General features: G+C 37.9%; 21 protein-coding genes and 3 pseudogenes. 22 read left to right on the forward strand and 2 right to left on the reverse strand.

Features of this window, described 5'->3' with window-relative positions:
• Nucleotides 1–64: 64 nt before the first annotated feature.
• The 3 genes from holA to EL076_RS03825 all read left to right on the forward strand — a co-directional run bounded on the left by holA (nt 65) and on the right by EL076_RS03825 (nt 3260).
• The gene (holA, locus tag EL076_RS03815) at nt 65–1099 is read left to right on the forward strand and encodes a DNA polymerase III subunit delta (RefSeq protein WP_003097453.1); all 1035 of its coding nucleotides are present in this window, start codon (nt 65–67) and stop codon (nt 1097–1099) included.
• Between the two features lie 94 nt (nt 1100–1193).
• Complete coding sequence (gene sodA, locus EL076_RS03820; RefSeq protein WP_048788523.1) at nt 1194–1799, forward strand: superoxide dismutase SodA; 606 nt, start codon at nt 1194–1196, stop codon at nt 1797–1799.
• A 96-nt stretch (nt 1800–1895) separates the two neighbouring features.
• Entirely contained in the window at nt 1896–3260 is a 1365-nt protein-coding gene (locus EL076_RS03825; RefSeq protein ID WP_126429318.1) for a serine hydrolase, read from the forward strand.
• Nucleotides 3261–3299: 39 nt separating this feature from the next.
• Here EL076_RS03825 and EL076_RS03830 read toward each other — a convergent pair whose 3' ends face one another.
• The gene (locus tag EL076_RS03830; protein WP_003097450.1) at nt 3300–3947 is read right to left on the reverse strand and encodes a prepilin peptidase; all 648 of its coding nucleotides are present in this window, start codon (nt 3945–3947) and stop codon (nt 3300–3302) included.
• Between the two features lie 108 nt (nt 3948–4055).
• Here EL076_RS03830 and EL076_RS03835 point away from each other — a divergent pair, with 108 nt between their 5' ends.
• A complete protein-coding gene (locus EL076_RS03835) occupies nt 4056–4577 on the forward strand; it encodes a Dps family protein (protein WP_003093383.1) in 522 nt (173 codons plus the stop codon).
• 88 nt (nt 4578–4665) lie between these two features.
• A complete protein-coding gene (locus EL076_RS03840) occupies nt 4666–5103 on the forward strand; it encodes a Fur family transcriptional regulator (RefSeq protein WP_003097449.1) in 438 nt (145 codons plus the stop codon).
• A 210-nt stretch (nt 5104–5313) separates the two neighbouring features.
• Here the strand turns inward: EL076_RS03840 and EL076_RS03845 are convergent, their stop codons facing one another.
• The gene (locus tag EL076_RS03845; RefSeq protein WP_126429321.1) at nt 5314–6516 is read right to left on the reverse strand and encodes an IS110 family RNA-guided transposase; all 1203 of its coding nucleotides are present in this window, start codon (nt 6514–6516) and stop codon (nt 5314–5316) included.
• A gap of 322 nt (nt 6517–6838) precedes the next feature.
• Between EL076_RS03845 and EL076_RS03855 the strand changes: the two genes are divergently transcribed.
• The 17 genes and pseudogenes from EL076_RS03855 to ileS all read left to right on the forward strand — a co-directional run bounded on the left by EL076_RS03855 (nt 6839) and on the right by ileS (nt 23262).
• Complete coding sequence (locus EL076_RS03855; protein ID WP_003097448.1) at nt 6839–7045, forward strand: YqgQ family protein; 207 nt, start codon at nt 6839–6841, stop codon at nt 7043–7045.
• On the forward strand, nt 7038–8006 hold the full coding sequence (locus EL076_RS03860) for an ROK family glucokinase (protein WP_003094633.1): 969 nt from the start codon (nt 7038–7040) through the stop codon (nt 8004–8006). The genes EL076_RS03855 and EL076_RS03860 overlap by 8 nt, the downstream gene beginning before the upstream one ends.
• 138 nt (nt 8007–8144) lie before the next feature.
• Nucleotides 8145–9995, forward strand: coding sequence for a translational GTPase TypA (gene typA, locus EL076_RS03865; RefSeq protein ID WP_117646873.1), 1851 nt, complete (start codon nt 8145–8147; stop codon nt 9993–9995).
• Nucleotides 9996–10014: 19 nt separating this feature from the next.
• Complete coding sequence (locus EL076_RS03870) at nt 10015–10287, forward strand: DUF3165 family protein (protein ID WP_003093713.1); 273 nt, start codon at nt 10015–10017, stop codon at nt 10285–10287.
• 123 nt (nt 10288–10410) lie between these two features.
• Nucleotides 10411–11763, forward strand: coding sequence for a UDP-N-acetylmuramoyl-L-alanine--D-glutamate ligase (gene murD / locus EL076_RS03875; RefSeq protein ID WP_003093667.1), 1353 nt, complete (start codon nt 10411–10413; stop codon nt 11761–11763).
• Nucleotides 11764–11766: 3 nt separating this feature from the next.
• Nucleotides 11767–12837: a UDP-N-acetylglucosamine--N-acetylmuramyl-(pentapeptide) pyrophosphoryl-undecaprenol N-acetylglucosamine transferase gene (locus tag EL076_RS03880; RefSeq protein WP_003093920.1), complete on the forward strand. Its 1071-nt coding sequence runs from the start codon at nt 11767–11769 to the stop codon at nt 12835–12837.
• Between the two features lie 9 nt (nt 12838–12846).
• Complete coding sequence (locus EL076_RS03885) at nt 12847–13971, forward strand: cell division protein FtsQ/DivIB (RefSeq protein WP_126429323.1); 1125 nt, start codon at nt 12847–12849, stop codon at nt 13969–13971.
• 125 nt (nt 13972–14096) lie between these two features.
• On the forward strand, nt 14097–15473 hold the full coding sequence (ftsA, locus tag EL076_RS03890; RefSeq protein WP_126429325.1) for a cell division protein FtsA: 1377 nt from the start codon (nt 14097–14099) through the stop codon (nt 15471–15473).
• 28 nt (nt 15474–15501) lie between these two features.
• A pseudogene (ftsZ, locus tag EL076_RS03895) lies at nt 15502–16489 on the forward strand (cell division protein FtsZ); the annotation flags it as partial.
• 179 nt (nt 16490–16668) lie between these two features.
• A pseudogene (locus EL076_RS10555) lies at nt 16669–16824 on the forward strand (cell division protein FtsZ); the annotation flags it as partial.
• 2 nt (nt 16825–16826) lie between these two features.
• Complete coding sequence (locus EL076_RS03900; RefSeq protein ID WP_126430141.1) at nt 16827–17510, forward strand: YggS family pyridoxal phosphate-dependent enzyme; 684 nt, start codon at nt 16827–16829, stop codon at nt 17508–17510.
• Between the two features lie 4 nt (nt 17511–17514).
• Nucleotides 17515–18096, forward strand: coding sequence for a cell division protein SepF (locus EL076_RS03905; protein ID WP_126429329.1), 582 nt, complete (start codon nt 17515–17517; stop codon nt 18094–18096).
• Between the two features lie 3 nt (nt 18097–18099).
• A complete protein-coding gene (locus tag EL076_RS03910; RefSeq protein ID WP_003094075.1) occupies nt 18100–18357 on the forward strand; it encodes a YggT family protein in 258 nt (85 codons plus the stop codon).
• Nucleotides 18357–19157, forward strand: a complete 801-nt coding sequence (locus EL076_RS03915; RefSeq protein WP_126430142.1) for a YlmH family RNA-binding protein — start codon at nt 18357–18359, stop codon at nt 19155–19157. Before EL076_RS03910 ends, EL076_RS03915 begins: the two co-directional genes overlap by 1 nt.
• 30 nt (nt 19158–19187) lie before the next feature.
• Nucleotides 19188–19328: a DivIVA domain-containing protein gene (locus tag EL076_RS03920; protein WP_003094392.1), complete on the forward strand. Its 141-nt coding sequence runs from the start codon at nt 19188–19190 to the stop codon at nt 19326–19328.
• Between the two features lie 12 nt (nt 19329–19340).
• Nucleotides 19341–20013 (forward strand): annotated as a pseudogene (locus EL076_RS03925) (DivIVA domain-containing protein); the annotation flags it as partial.
• 450 nt (nt 20014–20463) lie between these two features.
• The gene (gene ileS, locus EL076_RS03930; RefSeq protein ID WP_003094246.1) at nt 20464–23262 is read left to right on the forward strand and encodes an isoleucine--tRNA ligase; all 2799 of its coding nucleotides are present in this window, start codon (nt 20464–20466) and stop codon (nt 23260–23262) included.
• Nucleotides 23263–23285: the final 23 nt, after the last annotated feature.

Raw genomic sequence — 23285 nt, forward strand, 5'->3', positions numbered from 1 at the left:
AGTGAAGTTCATCGCTTCGGTGGTGAGCTTTTTGTTATAATGAAAATTCTGATATAATATAACCATGATTGCTATGGAAACGATTGAAAAGCTGAACAGAGAAAAACTCCCTATGATAACTGTCTTGGCTGGCGAGGATTTAGGTCAGTATAGTCAAGCTAAAGAAAAATTTTTAAAACAAATTGGATTTGATCCAAGTGACTTGACCTATTCCTATTTTGATATGTCCGAGACTGATTATCAGGATGCTGAACTCGATTTGGAAAGTATGCCTTTTTTTGCAGATGAAAAGGTAGTTATTTTTGATCATTTCGAAGATATGACTACTGCTAAAAAGTCTTATCTAGATGAAAAAGCATTGAAACGTCTTGAAAATTATCTTCAATCACCTGTAGAAACAACACGTCTTGTCTTAATGGCTTCTGGAAAGCTCGATGGGAAGCGTCGGTTGGTTAAACTCCTAAAACGTGATGCTTTGGTACTTGAAGCTAACCCTTTAAAGGATGCCGAGCTTAGAACTTATTTTCAAAAACAGGCACATCAAGAGGGACTCATTTTTGAAAAAGGGGTTTTTGAGGAGCTCTTAATCAAGTCAAGTTTTGATTTTTCAGATGTTCAGAAAAATCTGGCGTTTTTAAAAGGCTATAAAACTGAAGGGAATATCTCATCGCAAGACATTGCGGAGGCTATTCCTAAAAGTTTGCAAGATAACATTTTTGATATGACTCAACTTCTTTTAAGAGGACAGATTCAGGGTGTTCGTGAATTGGTTCATGATTTACGATTGCAAGGAGAAGATGAGATTAAGTTGATTGCTGTTATGTTGGGCCAATTCCGTACCTATCTACAAGTCAAATTGTTATCTGCTCAAGGCAAAAGCGAGCAACAAATTGTTTCAAGTCTTTCAGACTATCTAAGTCGGAAAGTTAATCCATTTCAGGTTCGCTATGCTATAAGAGATAGCCGTCATTTATCAGTTGCATTTTTAAAGACAACGATTAAGATTCTGGTTGAGACAGACTACCAGATAAAAACAGGAACTTTAGATAAAGATTATTTATTTGATTTAGCACTTTTAAAAATAGCGTCAAACCGCTAAAAAATGGAGCTTTCCAAGATTTTGTAAGCAAAATTTTTGAAAGCTCTATCATTTTACGGTAAAATAAAGAAAAAATGAAAAGAGGACCCTTACTATGGCTATTATCCTTCCTGATCTTCCTTACGCTTACGATGCTTTGGAACCATACATTGATGCTGAAACAATGACTCTGCACCACGACAAACACCATGCAACTTACGTGGCAAATGCTAATGCTGCGCTTGAAAAATATCCTGAAATTGGTGAGGACCTTGAAGCGCTTTTGGCTGATGTAGAAAAAATTCCAGCAGACATCCGTCAAGCACTTATTAACAATGGTGGTGGACATCTTAATCACGCACTATTCTGGGAACTTTTGTCACCAGAAAAACAAGAACCAACTGCAGAAGTAGCAGCCGCTATTAACGAAGCATTCGGTTCATTTGAAGCTTTCCAAGAAGTTTTCACTGCGGCAGCGACAACTCGTTTTGGTTCAGGTTGGGCATGGCTTGTGGTTAATGCAGAAGGTAAACTTGAAGTTGTTTCAACTGCCAACCAAGATACACCTATCTCAGACGGTAAAAAACCAATCTTGGCACTTGATGTTTGGGAACATGCTTACTATCTAAACTACCGTAACGTACGTCCAAACTACATCAAAGCTTTCTTTGAAATCATCAATTGGAATAAAGTTGCTGAGCTTTACGCAGCAGCTAAATAAGTCTAGAATCATCCTCAGTCTTGAGGGTGTTTTTTTGTAATATGGTTGTAAAATCTCCTTGCTTTTTAGGTTATTATAGCTTAAACTATTACTATTATGAAAAAAAAGAAAAAATATTCAAGTGAAAAGTATGGTGGAAGCCGCCGAAAAACTAAATACAAGAAGAAAGATTCGGTAAAACAAGACCTTCAAAAAGACGTTAAGAGAGATAGCAAAGATAGTAAAAAAGATGTCGAAAGAAGCGACGAGAAGAATAACAAAAAAGATAAGAAAAAGGTTTCTAAAAAATCAGTAGAAAAGAAACCAGTTGAGGAAACATCGGTACCAGTAGGACACAAGGGAAAAGAAGAAAAAACTGAAACCTTATCACTTAGAAGCAAACGCTCTAAAAAATCTAGATCAAAATTATCCCGTGATGATAAAAAACCTTATCTTATCTTATCTCTTCTGGGTGCAGTGGTTATTCTTGTATTTGTTGCTATGCTTGCCTTAGCAGGACGAGGAAAACAGGCTGGTCACACTGGGAACCTTGGGAACATTTTTGGTTCTAACTCTAAGATAACTAAAAAAGAGGAAAAGGTAACTCCAACCAACAAGTCATCTGAAGCTAAAAAAGCAGTCATGGAAGCAGATGCAGATACGATGTATTCTAATGGTTTGTATTATGATTATGCCAACATGACATTGAACCAAGTGGTTGAAGCTTTTATGGCTGATCAGGGGATTGAGTCTAGCCAAATCGCTTTCTCATATAAAAATACCAAGACAAATGAGCAATTCTCTATGAATGATACTCAGCCAATGACTGCAGGATCGACCTACAAATTGCCACTAAACATGCTTGTCATGGATCAGGTTAATAAAGGAAAACTTTCTTTAACTGAACGTTTTGATATTACTAATACTGAGTATGAGTATCAAGGCGAACACGATAATTATGTTGCTGCTTTCGGTGGTTCAATGACTATTCCAGAAATGCAAGAGTATTCTCTTGTTTACTCTGAAAATACTCCAGCCTATGCTTTGGCGGAACGCCTTGGTGGTATGGAAAAATTCTATGGCATGCTTGATAAATATGGTAAATCAAAAGGTGAAGTGAAAACTATCCAAATGCATGGTAATAAGACAACGACGGATTATTACATCCAAGTTTTGGATTACCTTTGGAAACACCAAGATAATTACAAGGATATTCTCCACTACATTGGTGAGTCATTCCCTAATGAGTACTACAAGACATATCTTCCTAATCTGACAATTTATCAAAAACCAGGTTATGTCCGTGAAGCACTCAACGTTGATGCTATCGTTATGGAAGATACACCTTATATGGTTGCAATCTATACCCGTTACCTCGGTGGTTCAACTGAGGAATCAGATGAAATTAGTGGTTGGGGTCTTCAACAATTGGGAATGCTCTCTTATGTTATTAATGAGTGGCACCGTGTTAATATGAATTAATACTGAAAAAGCCGAAATAATCGGCTTTTTTCTATACTATTACATGAAGGTAAGAATTAGAACACTCACAAAGAGAAATGGGACAAAAGCTACTGTTTCATTAGGGTTTCTACGTACTAGGAAGTACGTAAGCCCAAATAGGCAAGCTAGTTCAATAGCTAATAGTATTTTGGAAAATGGGAAAATGAGGGAGACACTGGCCAAATAGAGAAAATCACCTTCACCAATATTTAAACGTTTGAAATACGATAGGGCGGCTAAACTTATTCCTAAGGTAAAAGTGAGGTAGTGGTTTCCCAAACAAAGGAGAGCTAGTGTTCCAAGAACCCAAATTAGAAGGGGATATGATTTATTTTTTAAATCAAAAATAGTTACACAAAGACTGAAAAGAAGCAAATAGGTTCTTCCGAAATCTAGGTAGTCATAGAAATAAAGAAGAAGTATTCCTCCACAAAACAATTCCAAGAAGAGGTAACGGTATGGGATAGAGCTTTGGCATAACCGACATCTGAATCTTAAGAAAAGTTGCGATAGGATAGGAATCATTTCGAAAAAACGTAACGGATGCCCACACTGATTGCAATGGCTTCTGGGAAAAATAATCGACTTCTCAGGAAAACGATCACAAATCAATCCAATAAACGAGCCTAAAGAGGCACCAAGAAAAAAATATAAAATACTAAGCATACCTAACTATTCGAAAAAAGACAGAAAAAGCATTTCACTTGCATCTTATTTAGAAATATTCTAAAATATAGATATAAACGATAATAATTCTAAATAAGGAGAAAGAATATGGCACATTCAATTAAAGAAACAATCAATGAAACAGTTAATCATCAAGCAGAGACACCAACAAATACAAAAACCAAAGCAGTATTAAATCAAGCAGTTGCCGATTTGTCTGTAGCAGCTTCTATTGTGCATCAAGTTCATTGGTATATGCGTGGTCCTGGTTTCCTTTATCTTCACCCAAAAATGGATGAATTGATGGATAGTTTGAATGCCCATCTTGATGAGATTAGTGAACGTTTGATTACTATTGGTGGTGAACCTTACTCAACTTTGGTAGAGTTTTCATCTAATTCAGGTTTGACTGAAACTACTGGTACATTTGATAAATCAATGTCTGATCAAATTCAGTTATTGGTTGATACATATAAATACTTGTCTGTCTTGTTCCAAGTTGGTTTGGATATCACAGATGAAGAAGGAGATGCTCCTTCAAATGATATCTTTACAGCCGCAAAATCAGAAATTGATAAGACTATCTGGATGTTGACTGCTGAACTTGGACAAGCACCAGGCTTGAAATAATCAAATTTTGAGTTAAGATGATTGTCAAGAGTTCCTCTAAAAGTGTATAATAGACACAAAATACTTTTAGAAGAAGGGAGGCGGCGATATGTCTGAGCATCGACATAGTCTAGGTGTTTATGAAGATGTCCTGAATCAGTTAAAAGCTAAAGGAATTCGATTGACCGAATCTCGTAAAGCTGTTATCCGCTATTTAATGATGTCTGATCAACATCCTAGTGCTGATGTGATATATTATGACCTTCTCCCTGATAATCCGGGTATGAGTTTGGCGACGGTCTATAACAACTTGAAAGTGTTGGTTGAAGAGGGAATTGTCTCTGAAATTAAGGTTAATAATGATAATACAACATATTATGATTTTATGGGGCATGACCACTTAAACATTGTTTGTGAAAAATGTGGTCAAATTACTGATTTAGATTTACCGATTCCGTCTTTCAAAGAAGAGGTAGAATCTCAAACAGGATTTCGTATCACTCGTGAGCAGATGATTTTGCATGGCATTTGTCCGAATTGTCAATAGATAAGAGCCTAAGTTAAATAGACTTGGGTTTTTTTCTACCATTTGTCAAGTCTATCAAGGCTTTAAGTAAAAAAAGAGATAAGACAGTATCTATTCTGAGGTTACTGTCTTATTTTTAACACTTTTTGATCTATAAATGGGCATGCTAAAAAAACACCTCATCTGGTATTTTTTGAAACAAGGTGTTACAATAATACGGTATAGACAGCCTTATCGATTTTGGGTCAAAGAGTAATCGTAAAGTTTGTTATGCGTAATGAGGTAATACATTGTTCGAATGAGACGATGTATAGAGGCAATCGTATGTGGCTTAGTTGAAGCTATTGTCGATTGTCTTTTTCGTTTCTCATAAAAGTCAGCGATATGGCAGGGATTGGTATGACTAGCTGAAGCGATGTTGTGAATGCACTTGAACAAGATTTTTCTGGCATAGGGATTCCCTCGTTTAGTGATGTGTTCCTTGGCGAGAAAGTTCCCAGATTCATAGTGTCTCAGGTCAATGCCAATAAAAGCGTTGATTTGATTGGTAGACTGAAAGCGACGAATATCTCCCAATTCGCCAATGATAGATGTCGCTGTGGCTTCTGCGATGCCAGGAATTGACCGTAAGATGTCATACTCTGGTAAAGGCTGAGCTAGAGCTACCATGTCGTTTAAGACAACTTGTCTGCGTTCAGAAAGACGAAGCAACTCTTGAGCATAGTAACGAACCTCTTCAAGCATTGGAGAGGTTTTCTTGACCGCACAAAAAGATTGTTTAGCGAGTTTTATAAGTTTATCAGTTAGGTAAGCAATACGCTTTTCAGAGATGCGTTTGGAGGTAGATTGACGGATAATCTCACACAAGTTACTTTGAGATAGGCTTAATACAAACTCTTTGCATGGAAAAGCCATCACTAAGTTCCAATATTGCTCTCCAGTAGGTGTGGATAATAGATTTTCCAATTCAGGAAATGTGACTTGTAGGACCTTGTGCAGACGGTTTTTAGTTCGAACAAGATCTTCTGTCATATTTTGATAGAAACGGCTTAAATCACGCAGGTGTTGATAAACTTCTTCCTGCACGTAAGTTGGTTTACGATTGTGCACAAGCTGAGATTTAGCCAGCTTTTCAGCGTCAATTTTATCTGTTTTACGAACTCGCAGACTGTCCAATTGCTTCTTAGCTTCCAGTGGATTTAGCCGTGTGTAAGCGTAACTATATTCCTCAAGAAAGGCTTGAAGACGTCGAGAATAGACGCCTGTAGCCTCAAATATAATCTCAGGGTTATGAACAGTTTTCAAGTCGCCCAACAGGCGATTGAATCCAATGGTATCATTGAGTATGGTGTAGCCATGAACCTTCTCACCATTGACTAAAATGGCCACCTCAGAACTTGTTTTACTGACATCAATTCCAAATACTGCACGCATGACATTACCTCTTTTGTCTTGAATAATTCCATGTTTTAGTGATTTTATTTTCAATACGCGACGTTTAGCGTCCTACATACTTTGATCAAACTCCACCTAAAACAAGGTGTCTTGCCAGTTTGTCAAGCGACGTCTAGCGCCATAGAGCCCTACGACTTTACAAGACACCACTACTTTAACATAAAGAAAAAGTAGTGAGTACTCTCTCCCGTCGGAGATTTCTTCACTACTAATCTTAGTATGTTTGTCTAGTTACATAATAATCTGTAAAGGTTTTCAAAATTATCTTGTCATGCCTTAAGCTTTTTGCTAAAATATTTCTATGAAAACATTATATGACGTTCAACAGTTGTTGAAGCAGTTTGGGATAGTAGTTTACTTGGGTAAAAGGCTCTATGATATCGAGATAATGAAGATTGAATTGGAAGCTCTTTATCAGAATGCTTTGATAGACAAGGAAAACTATCTTATTGCTGAAATGATTTTACGACGTGAACATCGCATTGAAATGGAGAAAGAAAATGAGTAAGAAACTCTTAGGTATTGACCTTGGTGGAACAACTGTTAAGTTTGGTATTTTGACTGCAGATGGTGAAGTTCAAGAAAAATGGGCTATTGAAACAAATACGCTTGAAAATGGTAGCCACATTGTTCCTAACATTGTAGAGTCTTTGAAACACCGTTTGGAAATGTATGGACTTACTGCTGAAGATTTTATTGGAATTGGTATGGGATCTCCAGGTGCAGTTGACCGAGAAAATAAAACAGTAACGGGTGCTTTTAACTTGAACTGGGCAGAAACTCAAGAAGTTGGCTCTGTCATTGAAAAAGAACTTGGTATTCCATTCGCTATTGATAATGATGCTAATGTGGCTGCACTGGGTGAACGTTGGGTTGGTGCTGGTGCTAACAATCCGGATGTTGTCTTTGTAACATTGGGAACAGGTGTTGGTGGCGGTGTTATCGCTGATGGTAACTTAATTCATGGTGTTGCCGGTGCTGGTGGAGAAATTGGTCACATTATTGTTGAACCTGAAACAGGATTTGACTGTACTTGCGGAAACAAGGGGTGTCTGGAAACTGTAGCTTCAGCAACAGGTGTTGTACGTTTAGCACATTATTTGGCAGAAGGATACGAAGGAAACTCTTCTATTAAAGCTGCTGTAGACAATGGTGAGCAAGTGACAAGTAAAGATATCTTCGTAGCTGCTGCTGAAGGTGATAAGTTTGCTAATAGCATTGTTGATAAAGTCTCTGAATACCTAGGACTTGCAACAGCAAACATCTCAAACATTCTTAACCCAGATTCTGTCGTTATCGGTGGTGGTGTTTCTGCCGCAGGAGAGTTTTTGCGTAGTCGTGTTGAAGGATACTTTAAACGTTATGCATTCCCACAAGTTCGCCGTACAACAAAAGTGAAATTAGCGGAGCTTGGAAATGATGCGGGAATCATTGGAGCTGCTAGTCTTGCTTGTAGTATTGACAAATAATGAGATAAAGTGCGCCTAACCGGATAAGGGAAGGTAGCACTTTTTTTGTTGAAAAACGTTTACAATTATCTGATCTCTGCCATTTTATTGAAAATGTGGTATACTTGAAAAGTTGAAATAAATAATAAAGAGGAAAAAATGACTAAACTTAGAGAAGATATCCGTAACGTTGCCATTATTGCCCACGTTGACCACGGAAAAACAACACTTGTAGATGAATTGTTGAAACAATCACACACCCTTGATGAACGTAAGGAACTTGATGAGCGTGCAATGGACTCTAACGATCTTGAAAAAGAGCGTGGTATTACCATCCTTGCTAAGAATACAGCCGTTGCTTACAAAGGTACTCGTATCAATATCATGGACACTCCGGGGCACGCGGACTTTGGTGGAGAAGTTGAACGTATCATGAAAATGGTTGACGGTGTTGTTCTTGTCGTCGATGCTTATGAAGGGACAATGCCTCAAACACGTTTTGTATTGAAAAAAGCTCTTGAGCAAAATTTGACACCAATTGTTGTTGTCAACAAGATTGATAAACCCTCAGCTCGTCCTGAAGAAGTTGTTGATGAAGTCCTAGAACTATTCATTGAACTCGGTGCAGATGATGATCAATTGGAATTCCCAGTTGTTTATGCATCAGCTATTAATGGAACATCATCATTGTCAGATAACCCTGCTGATCAAGAGCACACTATGGCTCCAATCTTTGACACTATTATTGATCACATCCCAGCTCCTGTAGATAACTCAGATGAGCCTCTTCAATTCCAAGTGTCGCTTCTTGACTACAATGATTTCGTTGGTCGTATCGGTATTGGACGTATCTTCCGTGGAACTGTAAAAGTTGGTGACCAAGTTACCCTTTCAAAACTTGACGGAACAACAAAGAACTTCCGTGTTACTAAACTTTTCGGTTTCTTTGGTTTGGAGCGTCGTGAAATTGAAGAAGCCAAAGCTGGTGACTTGATTGCTATCTCAGGTATGGAAGATATCTTTGTCGGTGAAACAATCACACCAACTGATGCTGTTGAACCATTGCCAGTTCTTCGTATTGACGAACCAACACTTCAAATGACTTTCTTGGCGAATAACTCACCATTTGCTGGTCGCGAAGGTAAACACGTGACATCACGTAAAGTCGAAGAGCGTCTTTTGGCTGAGTTGCAAACAGACGTTTCACTACGTGTTGATCCAACTGATTCACCAGATAAATGGACTGTCTCAGGTCGTGGTGAATTGCACTTATCAATCCTTATCGAAACAATGCGTCGTGAAGGATATGAACTTCAAGTGTCACGTCCAGAAGTTATCATCAAGGAAATTGATGGAGTGAAATGCGAACCATTTGAACGTGTTCAAATTGATACTCCAGAAGAGTACCAAGGTTCTATCATCCAAGCTCTTTCAGAACGTAAAGGTGACATGCTTGATATGCAAATGGTTGGTAATGGTCAAACACGCCTTATCTTCCTTGTACCAGCTCGTGGACTTATCGGATTCTCTACTGAATTCTTGTCTATGACACGTGGTTACGGTATCATGAACCATACCTTCGACCAATACTTGCCGGTTGTTGCTGGTGAGATTGGCGGACGTCACCGTGGTGCCCTCGTTTCTATCGATACAGGTAAAGCGACAACTTACTCAATCATGCGTATTGAAGAACGTGGTACTATCTTTGTTAACCCAGGTACTGAAGTTTATGAAGGTATGATTGTCGGTGAGAATGCTCGTGAAAATGACCTTGGTGTTAACATTACTACAGCAAAACAAATGACAAATGTGCGTTCAGCTACTAAGGATCAGACGGCTGTTATTAAGACTCCACGTATCTTGACACTTGAAGAATCACTTGAATTCTTGGATGATGATGAATACATGGAAGTAACACCTGAATCTATTCGCTTGCGTAAACAAATTTTGAATAAAGCAGAGCGTGATAAAGCTAATAAACGTAAGAAAAAAGCGGCGGAAGCTGAATAATCTTTAGATAGGAGAAGAGATGTTTTATCTGATTGTTGCCATATTGATTGCTTCATTCTATTTCTTTATTGCACCAAAGTCGGTAAAAAACACTATGAATCTTCTCTTTGTCATGGCTACCTTAGCATTGCTCTTGCTTTTAGCAGTGTTATCAATCATTAAATTCTTCAGTTTGCCTGGTGAGTTCTTTGTCACGGTAGGAATGCTTGCATTAAGTTATTTCACCTTGAAAGATTTTTTCGCCATGCCAGAGCTCAATCGTGATAAAGCTCAACAAGATGAAAATAAGTAGCATGATATTAAAGCCAATCTAACAGATTGGCTTTTTTTCTGTATCTAGAAAAGACTACTCCTTGAAATAGCTTGTGATAAAGGGTAAAATGGTTATGATACAATTTGAGAGAGTGGATGAATTATGAAATTAATAACACAATTTGAAAATAAAAAAGTTTTAGTCCTTGGTTTGGCTAAATCTGGTGAAGCAGCGGCTCGTCTTTTGGCTAAGTTGGGTGCTATTGTCACAGTAAATGACGGTAAACCATTTGAAGAAAACCCATCAGCACAGGCGCTTCTTGAAGAAGGAATTAAGGTTGTCTGTGGTGGACATCCTCTTGAACTTTTGGATGAAAATTTTGAATTAATGGTCAAGAATCCTGGAATTCGGTATGATAATCCAATGGTAGCTCGTGCGCTTGAAAAAGAAATTCCAGTTTGGACTGAAGTTGAGTTGGCTTACCTAGTCTCTGAAGCACCAATTATCGGTATTACAGGTTCAAACGGTAAGACAACCACAACAACTATGATTGCTGATGTTTTAAATCATGGTGGCAAGTCAGGTGTCTTGTCTGGGAATATTGGTTTCCCTGCATCAGAAGTAGCGCAATCAGTGACAAATCAGGATACTTTGGTTATGGAGTTGTCTTCCTTCCAATTGATGGGAATTGAGAGCTTCCATCCACATATTGCTGTGATTACGAACTTGATGCCGACGCATATTGACTACCATGGTAGCTTTGAAGGATACGTGGCTGCCAAATGGAATATTCAAAACAAAATGACATCAGACGATTTTGTTATTTTAAACTTTAATCAAGATTTGGCTAAAGAGTTGGCTACGCAAACAAATGCACAAGTCGTTCCCTTCTCAACTGTGGAAAAAGTAGATGGTGCTTATCTGGAAAATGGTGGCCTCTACTTCAAAGGTGAATTGGTAATGCATGCTGATGAACTTGGAGTTCCAGGAAGTCACAATGTTGAAAATGCTTTAGCGACAATTGCTGTAGCAAAATTGTCAAGTGTTTCCAACCAGGCAATTAAAGAAACTCTCTCAAGCTTTGGTGGGGTTAAACACCGTCTTCAATTTGTTGATACGATTGATAATGTAAAATTCTATAATGATAGTAAGTCAACAAATATTTTAGCGACACAAAAAGCACTTTCTGGCTTTGATAATAGTAAAGTCATTTTGATTGCCGGTGGGTTGGACCGTGGTAATGAATTCGATGAACTCATTCCTGATATTACTGGTCTTAAGAAAATGGTAATTTTGGGAGAATCAGCTCCTCGTGTCAAACGTGCTGCAGACAAAGCTGGTGTGACCCATCTGGATGCCAAAGACGTGGCCGATGCGACACGTATTGCCTTTGAACAAGCTAGTGCAGGAGATGTTGTCCTGTTGAGTCCCGCTAACGCAAGTTGGGATATGTACAAGAATTTCGAAGTGCGTGGTGATGAATTTATCACAACTGTTGAGCGATTGAAGGGATAGGCTATGGCAAAATCGAAAAAGATTGTTTTTACTGGTGGAGGGACAGTTGGACATGTGACCTTAAATCTTATCTTAATTCCAAAGTTTCTAAAAGATGGATGGGAAGTGCACTATATCGGTGATAAACATGGTATCGAACACGAACAAATTGATAAGTCTGGTTTAGATGTAACCTTCCATAGTATCGCTACAGGTAAACTACGTCGTTATTTTTCATGGCAAAACATGTTGGATGTCTTTAAAGTTGGTTGGGGGATTCTACAGTCAATTGCAATCATTGCTAAGATTCGTCCCCAAGCACTCTTTTCAAAAGGTGGATTTGTATCTGTGCCACCAGTTATCGCATCTAAATTATTAAGAGTTCCTGTATATGTTCACGAGTCTGACTTGTCTATGGGCTTAGCCAATAAAATCGCATACAAGTTTGCAACTACTATGTTTACGACTTTTGAACAATCAAAAGCTTTGGTGAAGACAAAGCATGTCGGTGCTATTACTAAGGTGGGTATGACAAGGTCTGATAATTCAGATCAACTAGATGAGGTTAAAGAACAGTTTGATGAGAAACTAAAAACAGTCCTTTTTATTGGGGGATCAGCTGGTGCAAAGGTGTTTAATGATTTTATTAGCAAAACTCCAGAACTGATTGAGCACTATAATATCATCAATATATCTGGGGATTCTTCATTAAATACCCTGGAGCGTCATCTTTATAGAGTTGATTATGTGACAGATTTGTACCAACCTCTTATGGATATGGCTGATTTAGTTGTAACTCGTGGTGGTTCAAATACTATTTTTGAATTGTTGGCTATGAAAAAACTTCATTTAATCGTTCCTCTAGGAAAAGAAGCTAGCCGTGGGGACCAACTTGAAAATGCTGACTATTTTGAAAGAAAGGGTTACGCTCGTCAATTGCAGGAACCAGAATTAAGTTGGGAGACATTAAATCACGAGCTTGAACAACTTGTTGAACATGCAGAGACTTACAAAGAAGCTATGGCTAAATCTGAGGAAATCACTTCTCCTGATGATTTTTACAAACTATTAGTGACTAGTATTTCAAATAAATAAAGGAATTTCATGGCAAAAAAGGATCAAAAATCACAAGAAAAAAAAGTTCTGACGGAGTGGCAGAAGCGAAATCTAGAATTTTTGAGAAAAAAAGAAACCAAAGATTCAGAAGAGATGACTAACAAAACAGGCGTTTATCCAGAAAAAGCCACATCTCAGGAGAACAAAATACCAGTAAAAAAAAAGGTCAAGAAGAAAAAAAGAAAAAAAGTCAATACGACTAGCAATATTCCAATTGCACAACAAAATCTTGCAGGACTTGTTATTTTTATAGCTGCGATTTTAATCGTATTTTCACTCTTCTTTATTTCGCCTTGGTCTAAGCAAAAGATTCTTACAGTATCAGGAACAAAAAATGCTCTACCAGAAGATGTGAAAGTTGCAAGTGGTATTCTTGATACAGATTATATTACTCACGTCTTTTTCAACCAAGAAGAGGTTGCATCAACTGTTGAAAAGACCAACGTTTGGGTCAAAAAGGCTACGGTAACTTATAGTTTTCCAAATCAATTTAATATTGCAGTGAAAGAATATCCAATCGTGGCTTATCGTCAAACATCAAATGGATATGTTTCTATTCTTGAAAATGGTAAGACTGGAGGGACTGTTTCGACAGGAAATCTACCAGATAAATTCATCACTTTAAAGATGGATGATGAAAAGAAAATTGAAGATTTAGTAAAAGAGTTGAATAAACTTGATAGTAAAATCAAGACTAATATTCAAATTATTAATTTAACGCCTACAAAAGCTACTACAGATTTGTTGACAATTGAGTTATATGATGGAAATTCTATTCGCGTTCCCCTTTCTCAATTAACGACTAAGTTACCTTATTACGAGAAAATTAAGAGTAAGCTTTCAGATGGAAGTATTGTAGATATGGAGGTTGGCCTCTATACAACAACTCCTGAAGTAGAATCATCAAAAACTGATAAGGATAAAAAGAAAGATAAAAACAAGACAGATAAGAAGGAAGATAAAGAAATTTCCGGCGAGGGTCAAGGAACAACGACACTAAGTGAACAAAATACTGAGGAAGAAGCTAATGCTGAAAATTCAGATATTCAAGGAGTAGGAAATCCGACTGTTAATCAAGATAGAACTCTTCAAACTTCCCCTATTCAAGGCTAATATTGAATAATAAAAACGTAAAATGCTGACATTTTACGTTTTTTTATGGTACAATAGTATCTGAATAATTCTGTATTTATACAGTTTACAAAGATATTGAATGGAAAGATTGAGAGGTCGAGTGAATGGCTAGAGATGGCTTTTTTACAGGATTAGATATAGGAACTAGCTCGATTAAGGTTCTTGTTGCTGAGTTTATTGATGGATCAATGAATGTCATCGGAGTAAGTAATGTTAAGAGTTCTGGTGTGAAAGATGGCATCATTGTTGATATTGACGCTGCAGCAAAATCAATCAAAACAGCTATTGAGCAAGCAGAAGAAAAAGCTGGTATTGTGATTGAGCAAGTGAATGTTGGGCTTCCAGCCAATCTTCTTCAAATTGAGCCTACACAAGGTATGATTCCTGTAACAAGTGAATCAAAAGAAATCAAAGATGAAGACGTTGAAAGTGTTGTTCGCTCAGCCTTGACTAAGAGTATTACACCTGAGCGTGAGGTTATCTCACTAGTTCCTGAAGAATTTATCGTTGATGGTTTTCAAGGGATTCGTGATCCTCGTGGAATGATGGGGATTCGTCTTGAAATGAGAGGTCTCATTTACACAGGACCAACAACAATTCTTCACAATCTTCGTAAGACAGTTGAGCGTGCAGGTATTCAGGTTGAGAATATCATCATCTCTCCTCTTGCAATGACTCGTGCTGTCTTGAATGAAGGTGAGCGTGAATTTGGTGCTACTGTTATTGATATGGGTGGTGGCCAAACGACTGTTGCAAGCATGCGTGCTCAAGAACTTCAGTTTACTAATATTTACTCTGAGGGTGGCGAATATGTCACCAAGGATATTTCAAAAGTCTTGAAAACATCTATGCAAATTGCAGAAGCGCTTAAGTTTAATTTTGGTAATGCTAACATTGAAGAAGCAAGTGAAACTGAAACTGTTCAGGTAGAGGTTGTAGGTGAAAATTCACCTGTTGAAATCACTGAGAAATATCTTGCTGAGATTATCTCAGCTCGTGTGAAGCATATCTTGGATAGAGTTAAACAAGACTTGACACGAGGTCGCCTACTTGATTTGCCTGGTGGTATTGTCCTTGTAGGTGGAACAGCCATCATGCCAGGTGTGGTTGAAGTTGCTCAGGAAATTTTTGAGACAAATGTGAAACTTTATATACCTAACCAAGTTGGTATCCGTAATCCAATGTTTGCAAATGTAATTAGTCTTGTTGAGTATGTTGGTCTCCTTACAGAAGTTGATATTATTGCTCAGCAAGCTGTGTGTGGTGAAGAGTATCTTCGTCGTAAACCTATCGACAATGAGGCGCCTACCTTGAGTTTTGATAGAACTACTACTTCAGCACCTCGAGTGACTCCACAACAAAATCGTATTCCAGTTGAGAATACCGTTGAGGTACCTCTACCGGTTGATGAAGAAAATCATGAACAAAAACAAAAACTCGGAGATCGTGTTCGTGGAATCTTCGGAAGTATGTTTGATTAATTGAATCTAGTAAAAGTGAGGAAATAAAATGAGTTTTTCATTTGATAGCGCATCAGTTCAGGGTGCGGTAATTAAAGTTATCGGTGTCGGTGGAGGTGGAGGAAATGCCATCAACCGAATGATTGAAGAAGGTCTTGCTGGTGTTGAATTTATTGCAGCTAACACGGATATTCAAGCACTCAGCTCTTCTAAAGCAGAAACAGTTATCCAATTAGGTCCTAAATTGACTCGTGGTCTTGGTGCTGGAGGTCAACCTGAAGTTGGTCGTAAAGCAGCTGAAGAAAGTGAAGAAACACTTACAGAGGCACTTACAGGAGCTGATATGGTATTTATCACTGCTGGTATGGGTGGTGGTTCTGGTACAGGGGCAGCACCAGTTATTGCACGTATTGCTAAAAGCTTGGGTGCATTGACAGTAGCAGTGGTTACACGTCCATTTGGATTTGAAGGTAATAAGCGCGGTTCCTTCGCTGTTGAAGGTATTCAAGAATTGCGTGAGCAAGTTGATACTCTTCTTATTATCTCTAACAACAACCTTCTTGAAATCGTTGATAAGAAAACTCCACTTCTTGAAGCCCTTAGTGAAGCAGATAATGTCCTACGCCAAGGGGTACAAGGGATTACAGACCTTATTACCAACCCAGGTTTAATCAACCTCGACTTTGCTGATGTGAAAACAGTTATGGCAAATAAAGGCAATGCGCTTATGGGGATTGGTATTGGTTCTGGTGAAGAACGTATTGTTGAAGCTGCACGCAAAGCAATCTATTCACCGCTTCTTGAAACAACTATCGATGGTGCAGAAGATGTTATTGTTAACGTAACTGGTGGACTTGATATGACTCTTACAGAGGCAGAAGAAGCATCTGAAATCGTTGGTCAAGCTGCTGGTAACGGTGTTAATATTTGGCTTGGTACATCAATCGATGATACTTTGAAAGATGAAATTCGTGTAACGGTTGTTGCAACAGGGGTTCGTCAAGATCGTGCTGAAAAGGTATCTGGTATGAAAGCCCGACCACGTAAAGTGACTACAGCTCCTTCACAATCGTCAGTTCCTACTCAGCAAGTGGCTCAAGAACAACAACGTCCAGGTTCTCAACCTTCATTTGAACGTCAACTGAACTTAGACTACAATGAAACACCTTCAATGTCACAATCAGGAGTTCGTCCTGCTGTGGCAGCATCTCAACAAGAGCAGTCAGCTTTTGGACATTGGGATTTGAAACGTGATGATATTTCTCGTCCTGAAACAGGTGAACTTGATAGTCAATTAACGATGTCTACATTCTCAAGTGATGTTGAAGATGACGATGAATTGGAGACACCACCATTTTTTAAAAACCGTTAATGATGACTATAGAAGATAATAAAAATGGTATTTATCAAGCGGTAAAAAAAGCATGTGAAAAAGCTAATCGCTCTAGCGAAGAAGTCAATATAATTGCCGTAACTAAGTATGTTTCAAGTGAAATAGCTGAAGAATTGGTTGAAACGGGAATTAAACACATTGCTGAAAACCGTGTTGATAAATTTTTAGATAAGTATCAGGCATTAAAAAAATATGATTTGACATGGCACCTTATTGGTAGTTTACAACGTCGAAAAGTAAAGGATGTTATTAATTTAGTTGATTATTTTCATGCTTTGGATTCTGTTAAATTGGCAGAGGAAATTCAAAAGCGTGCGGATCATACCATTAATTGCTTCCTACAAGTTAATGTTTCAGGTGAGGAGTCGAAACATGGTTTTCCACCTGAAGAACTTGATACAGTTCTAAATCACATTGCAAATCTTGATAAAATTTGTATAGTAGGGCTAATGACTATGGCTCCAATTGATGCGAATGCTCAAGAACTTGATAAGATTTTTGCTGAGACAAATGAACTTAGACAATCAATTCAAGATAAAAAAATAAAGAATGTTCCTTGTGATCAACTAAGCATGGGGATGAGTCGAGACTATGACATGGCTATTCAGAATGGATCAACCTTTGTTAGAATAGGCAGTGCATTCTTTAAAGAGAACGGAGAATAACCTTATGGCAATAAAAGATGCAATTGATAAAATTGTTTCATATTTTGATACCGACGAAGTAACAGATTATGAAGATGTTGCTAAAGAAGAGGCTAAAGAACGTCCAGTTAAAGTACAGAAAACTGGGCATACACCCCCTCGACAGCAACGTAAACCTGAACGTCCTCAGGCAACAGTCCCTCCTCGTCGCCAACATATCAATTCAGACGTACAGGAAACTCAAGTCCTTCGTAGTTTACCCTTGAGTCGATCACAAGCTAATCAGGGATCCCAACAAATGAATATAACTAAAACTACAATTGCAATTAAATATCCTAAAAAATATGAAGATGCTCAAGAAATTGTAGAACTTTTGATTGAAAATGAATGTGTTTTAATTGATTTTCAATATATGTTAGAAGCACAAGCTCGTCGTTGTTTAGACTTTATTGATGGTGCTAGTAAGGTACTTACAGGAAACTTACAAAAAGTTGGTTCTTCCATGTACTTGCTCACACCAATCAACGTTGTTGTTGACATCGAAGAGATTGGTTTGACTCATGGAAATCAAGAAGCTACTTTCGACTTCGACATGAAGAGACGTTAAGCCATGTCTGTATTACTATATGTTATTTGGGCACGTATTGTTAACTTAGTAGAGATACTCCTTGTAATCTATGCTTTGTTATCTTGGTTTCCAGGAGCTTATGATACAGCTCTTGGGAAGACTATTAGACAAATTGTTCAGCCAATTCTTGCGCCATTTCGTAGGCTGAATTTGGTTTTTGCTGGTATTGATTTTTCAATTATCGCAATTATACTTTTGTTAAATTTCTCTCTTAGTATTCTTAAGGTTGTCCTATTTTGATGTTTGAACAAAAAAATATTGAACAGCATTACTCGTTAGAAGAACGTCTTTTTTTAGAAAAGGTTAGGGGATTTTGTCAATTAGTTGAAGATCGGTATAGCCCCTATTTGACTGATTTCTTAAATCCTCGTGAAATCCAGATTGTCAAAGATTTAGCAAATTACTATAATTTAAAATTCTTTGTAAGTTCAACTTTTGATAACGAAGAGTATGGAAGAGTGATTCTTGCACCGGATTATTATGAGCTTGATGAAGATGACTTTGAAATTAAACGATTAGAAATTTCTTATGCTAGACAATTTAATAAATTGATACACCCCAAAATTTTGGGCGCACTGATCAATCAACTTGGTCTTGAACGTCAAGTATTTGGAGATATCATTCTTGATGAAGAAGGCCGAGTTCAATTTAATATTGCTTCTCATCTAGCCAGCTATGCAATAATGTCTATTACTAAAATCGGTAAGGTTTCGGTTACGCTTAGAGAAGCAAGTAAAGATGATTGGATTTCAAATAAAGAAAAATATTCTCAATCTTTTGTCTTGCTTTCTAGTATGCGTCTTGATAATGTGTTAGCTACAGTATTAAAAATATCACGTTCAAATGCTTTAAAGCTAATTGCTTCAGGAAAAGTCAAACTTAATTATAGGCAAATTGAGAAAGCTGATCAGACAATATCTATTGGTGATATGATTTCAGTTAGAGGTTTTGGCCGATTTCGTCTAGCTCAACAAGAAGGAATTTCTAAATCAGGAAAAGCTAAGGTCGTCATCGACAGTCTTCTAAGACGACAAAAGTAGGTATTTAATTGAAAAGCATCAGAGATGCTAATGAAACTTGAGGAGATCTGTAATGAACAAGAAGTAGATGATTTTCTTGATATTATCGTAGATAGTTATGAAGATTTAGTTCATGGAAATCGTGAACTTGTTGCTCATGTAAAAGAGTTTGAAGAAATGGTAAAAAAATAAAGGAGGCCTGTAATGGCAATCACAGCACTTGATATTAAAGATAAACAGTTTACCACTAAATTTCGTGGATACAATGAACAAGAAGTAGATGAATTTCTTGATATTATCGTAGATGATTATGAAGATTTAGTTCGTGACAATCGTGAACTTTCTACTCGTGTAAAAGAGCTTGAAGAAAAATTGGCTTATTTTGACGAAATGAAAGAATCATTGAGCCAGTCAGTTATCTTGGCTCAAGAAACAGCTGAAAAAGTTAAAGCTTCAGCAGCAGATGAATCAGCTAACTTGATTAACAAGGCCAACTTTAATGCGACACACTTGATTGAAGAAGCTAAATCTAAGGCATCTGAAATTCTTCGTGATGCTACAGATGAAGCAAAACGTGTTGCCATTGAAACTGAAGAACTTAAACGTCAAAGTCGTGTTTTCCACCAACGTCTTTTGGCTGCAGTTGAAGGTCAACTTAACTTGGCAAATGCTCCAGAGTGGGGGGAATTGTTGCAACCAACAGCTATTTATCTTCAAAACTCAGATGCTGCCTTTAAAGAAGTTGTTGAAAAAGTGCTGGATGAACATGTTCCAGATTCAAATGATGCTGCTTCGTTCGATGCAACTCGTCAATTCACTCCTGACGAAATGGCTGAACTTCAACGTCGCGTTGCTGAAAGCAATAAACAAGTTGAAGATTTCTCTAATCCAGATATTGACGAAACAAATGATATTACTTCAATTCCAGTAGATTTTGGTATTGCAGATTCATTCGAAAGTGAAGTAGCTGATTTTCCAACTTCTACACTTGTAGACGAGGACATTGATTTGCAATCAGAAGCAAGTGTTGAAATCAACCTTAATGAAACACAAACTTTTAAATTAAATATTGGCGAATAAGAAAAATACAACTTACCAAGTATATTAACAGCGAGTGGGAGATGGTGTGAGTCCCACATTCCCTATTTGGATAGTTATCATTTTCAAGCATTCTAACTGAAATAAGTAAGCTAGAAGGGAGGTCCTCCTTACGGACATTTGAGGGAGCAATTTTACGTGCTCTAAACTAAGGTGGTACCACGAGCTTTCGTCCTTTTTTGATGAAGGCTCTTTTTATTTAGTAGAATTAAATTAAAGAGGAGATATAATGAAACTTAAAGAAACTTTAAATCTAGGTAAGACAGCTTTTCCAATGCGTGCTGGACTTCCTAATAAAGAACCACTCTGGCAAAAAGAGTGGGAAGATGCTAAGATGTATCAACGTCGTCAAGAGTTGAACCAAGGTAAACCTCACTTCACTCTTCATGATGGACCTCCATATGCCAATGGTAATATTCACGTTGGACATGCGATGAATAAGATTTCTAAGGATATCATTGTTCGTTCAAAATCAATGTCTGGTTTCTATGCTCCTTACGTTCCTGGTTGGGATACGCATGGTCTTCCAATTGAACAAGTGTTGGCAAAACAAGGTGTGAAACGTAAAGAACTTGATCGTGCTGAATACCTTAAGATGTGTCGTGATTATGCACTTTCACAAGTTGACAAACAACGTGAAGATTTCAAACGTCTTGGTGTTTCGGCTGATTGGGATAACCCATATGTTACTTTGACACCAGATTATGAGGCAGCCCAAATCCGTGTCTTTGGTGAAATGGCTAAAAAGGGTTATATCTATCAAGGTGCGAAACCTGTATACTGGTCATGGTCATCAGAATCAGCACTTGCTGAAGCAGAGATTGAATATCATGATTTGGTTTCAACATCTCTTTACTATGCCAATAAGGTTAAAGAAGGTAAAGGTGTTTTAGATACTGATACTTATATTGTTGTTTGGACTACAACACCATTTACAGTGACAGCTTCACGTGGTTTGACTGTAGGTGCAGATATTGAGTATGTTCTTGTAAAACCTGCTGGAGAGACTCGTAAGTTTATTGTTGCTTCTGAATTACTAAATAGTCTTTCTGAGAAATTTGGTTGGGCTGAAGTAGAAGTTCTTAATACTTACCGTGGTGATGAATTAAATCAAATCGTTACAGAACACCCTTGGGATACAGAAGTTGATGAGCTTGTTATCCTTGGTGACCACGTTACTACAGATTCTGGTACAGGTATCGTCCATACGGCCCCTGGTTTTGGTGAGGATGACTATAATGTAGGTATCGCTAATGGCCTTGAAGTTGCGGTAACTGTTAATGAGCGTGGTATCATGATGGAAAATGCTGGTCCTGATTTTGAAGGTCAGTTCTACGATAAAGTGGCACCAATTGTTATGGAAAAACTCGGCGATTTACTTCTTGCGAAAGAAGAAATCTCACACTCATACCCATTTGACTGGCGTACGAAGAAACCAATCATCTGGCGTGCAGTGCCGCAATGGTTTGCCTCTGTTTCTAAATTCCGTCAAGAGATTTTGGATGAGATTGAAAAAGTTAAATTCCATTCTGAGTGGGGGAAAGTTCGTCTCTACAACATGATTCGTGACCGTGGTGACTGGGTAATCTCTCGTCAACGAGCTTGGGGTGTACCACTCCCAATCTTCTATGCTGAAGATAAAACACCAATCATGACTGAAGAAACGATTGAACATGTGGCTAAACTTTTCGAAGAGCACGGTTCAGTTATCTGGTGGGAACGTGATGCCAAAGATCTTCTTCCAGAAGGCTTTACACATCCAGGTTCACCAAATGGTGAGTTCACTAAAGAAAATGATATTATGGATGTGTGGTTTGACTCAGGATCATCATGGAATGGTGTTGTTGTAAACCGTCCAGAGTTAACATATCCAGCTGATCTCTATCTCGAAGGTTCAGACCAATACCGTGGTTGGTTCAACTCATCACTTATCACCTCAGTTGCCAATCATGGTGTTGCACCATATAAACAACTCTTGTCTCAAGGTTTTGCACTTGATGGTAAGGGTGAAAAGATGTCTAAATCTCTTGGAAATACCATTGCGCCTAGTGATGTTGAGAAACAATTTGGTGCTGAAATTCTTCGTCTTTGGGTAACAAGTGTAGATACTAGCAATGACGTTCGTATCTCAATGGATATCCTTAGCCAAGTATCAGAATCTTATCGTAAGATTCGTAACACACTTCGTTTCTTGCTTGCTAATACTTCTGACTTCAATCCAACAACTGATGCAGTAGCCTTCGAAGACTTGCGCTCTGTCGATCAATATATGACTATTCGTTTCAACCAATTGGTTAAGACTATTCGTGATGCCTATGCAAACTTTGAATTCTTGACTATTTACAAAGCTTTGGTTAACTTTATTAATGTTGAATTGTCAGCCTTCTATCTTGATTTTGCCAAAGATGTCGTTTACATTGAGAGCGCTGAATCACTTGAACGTCGTCAAATGCAAACAGTCTTCTACGATATTCTTGTTAAGATTACAAAACTCTTGACTCCAATCCTTCCTCATACTGCAGAAGAAATTTGGTCATATCTTGAATTTGAAAATGAAGACTATGTTCAATTGTCAGAGTTGCCAGAAGCAGAAGATTTTGCAAATCAAGATGCACTTCTTGAAAAATGGAATGCCTTCATGGACTTCCGTGGACAAGCTCAAAAAGCTTTGGAAGAAGCTCGTAATGAGAAAGTTATTGGTAAATCGCTTGAAGCTCATTTAACTATCTATCCAGATGCTGAAGTTAAAGAACTTCTTGAAAGTTTGAATACTAACCTTGCTCAACTTTTGATTGTTTCAGCTCTAACAATTGCTGAAGAAGATGTTCCTGAATCTGCTGTAAGCTTCCAAGGTGTTTCATTCACAGTAGAACGTGCTGAAGGTGAAGTATGCGACCGTTGTCGTCGTATTGATCCAACTACTAAAGAACGTAGCTACAACGCGACTATCTGTGATCACTGTGCTAGCATTATCGAAGAAAACTTTGCTGAAGGTGTGGCAGAAGGTTTCGAAGTTAAAGCAAAATAAGCTAAAAAGAGTCGCTCCTTGTC

Source organism: Streptococcus vestibularis (assembly GCF_900636445.1).
In the GTDB taxonomy this organism is placed as follows: Bacteria; Bacillota; Bacilli; order Lactobacillales; family Streptococcaceae; genus Streptococcus; species Streptococcus vestibularis.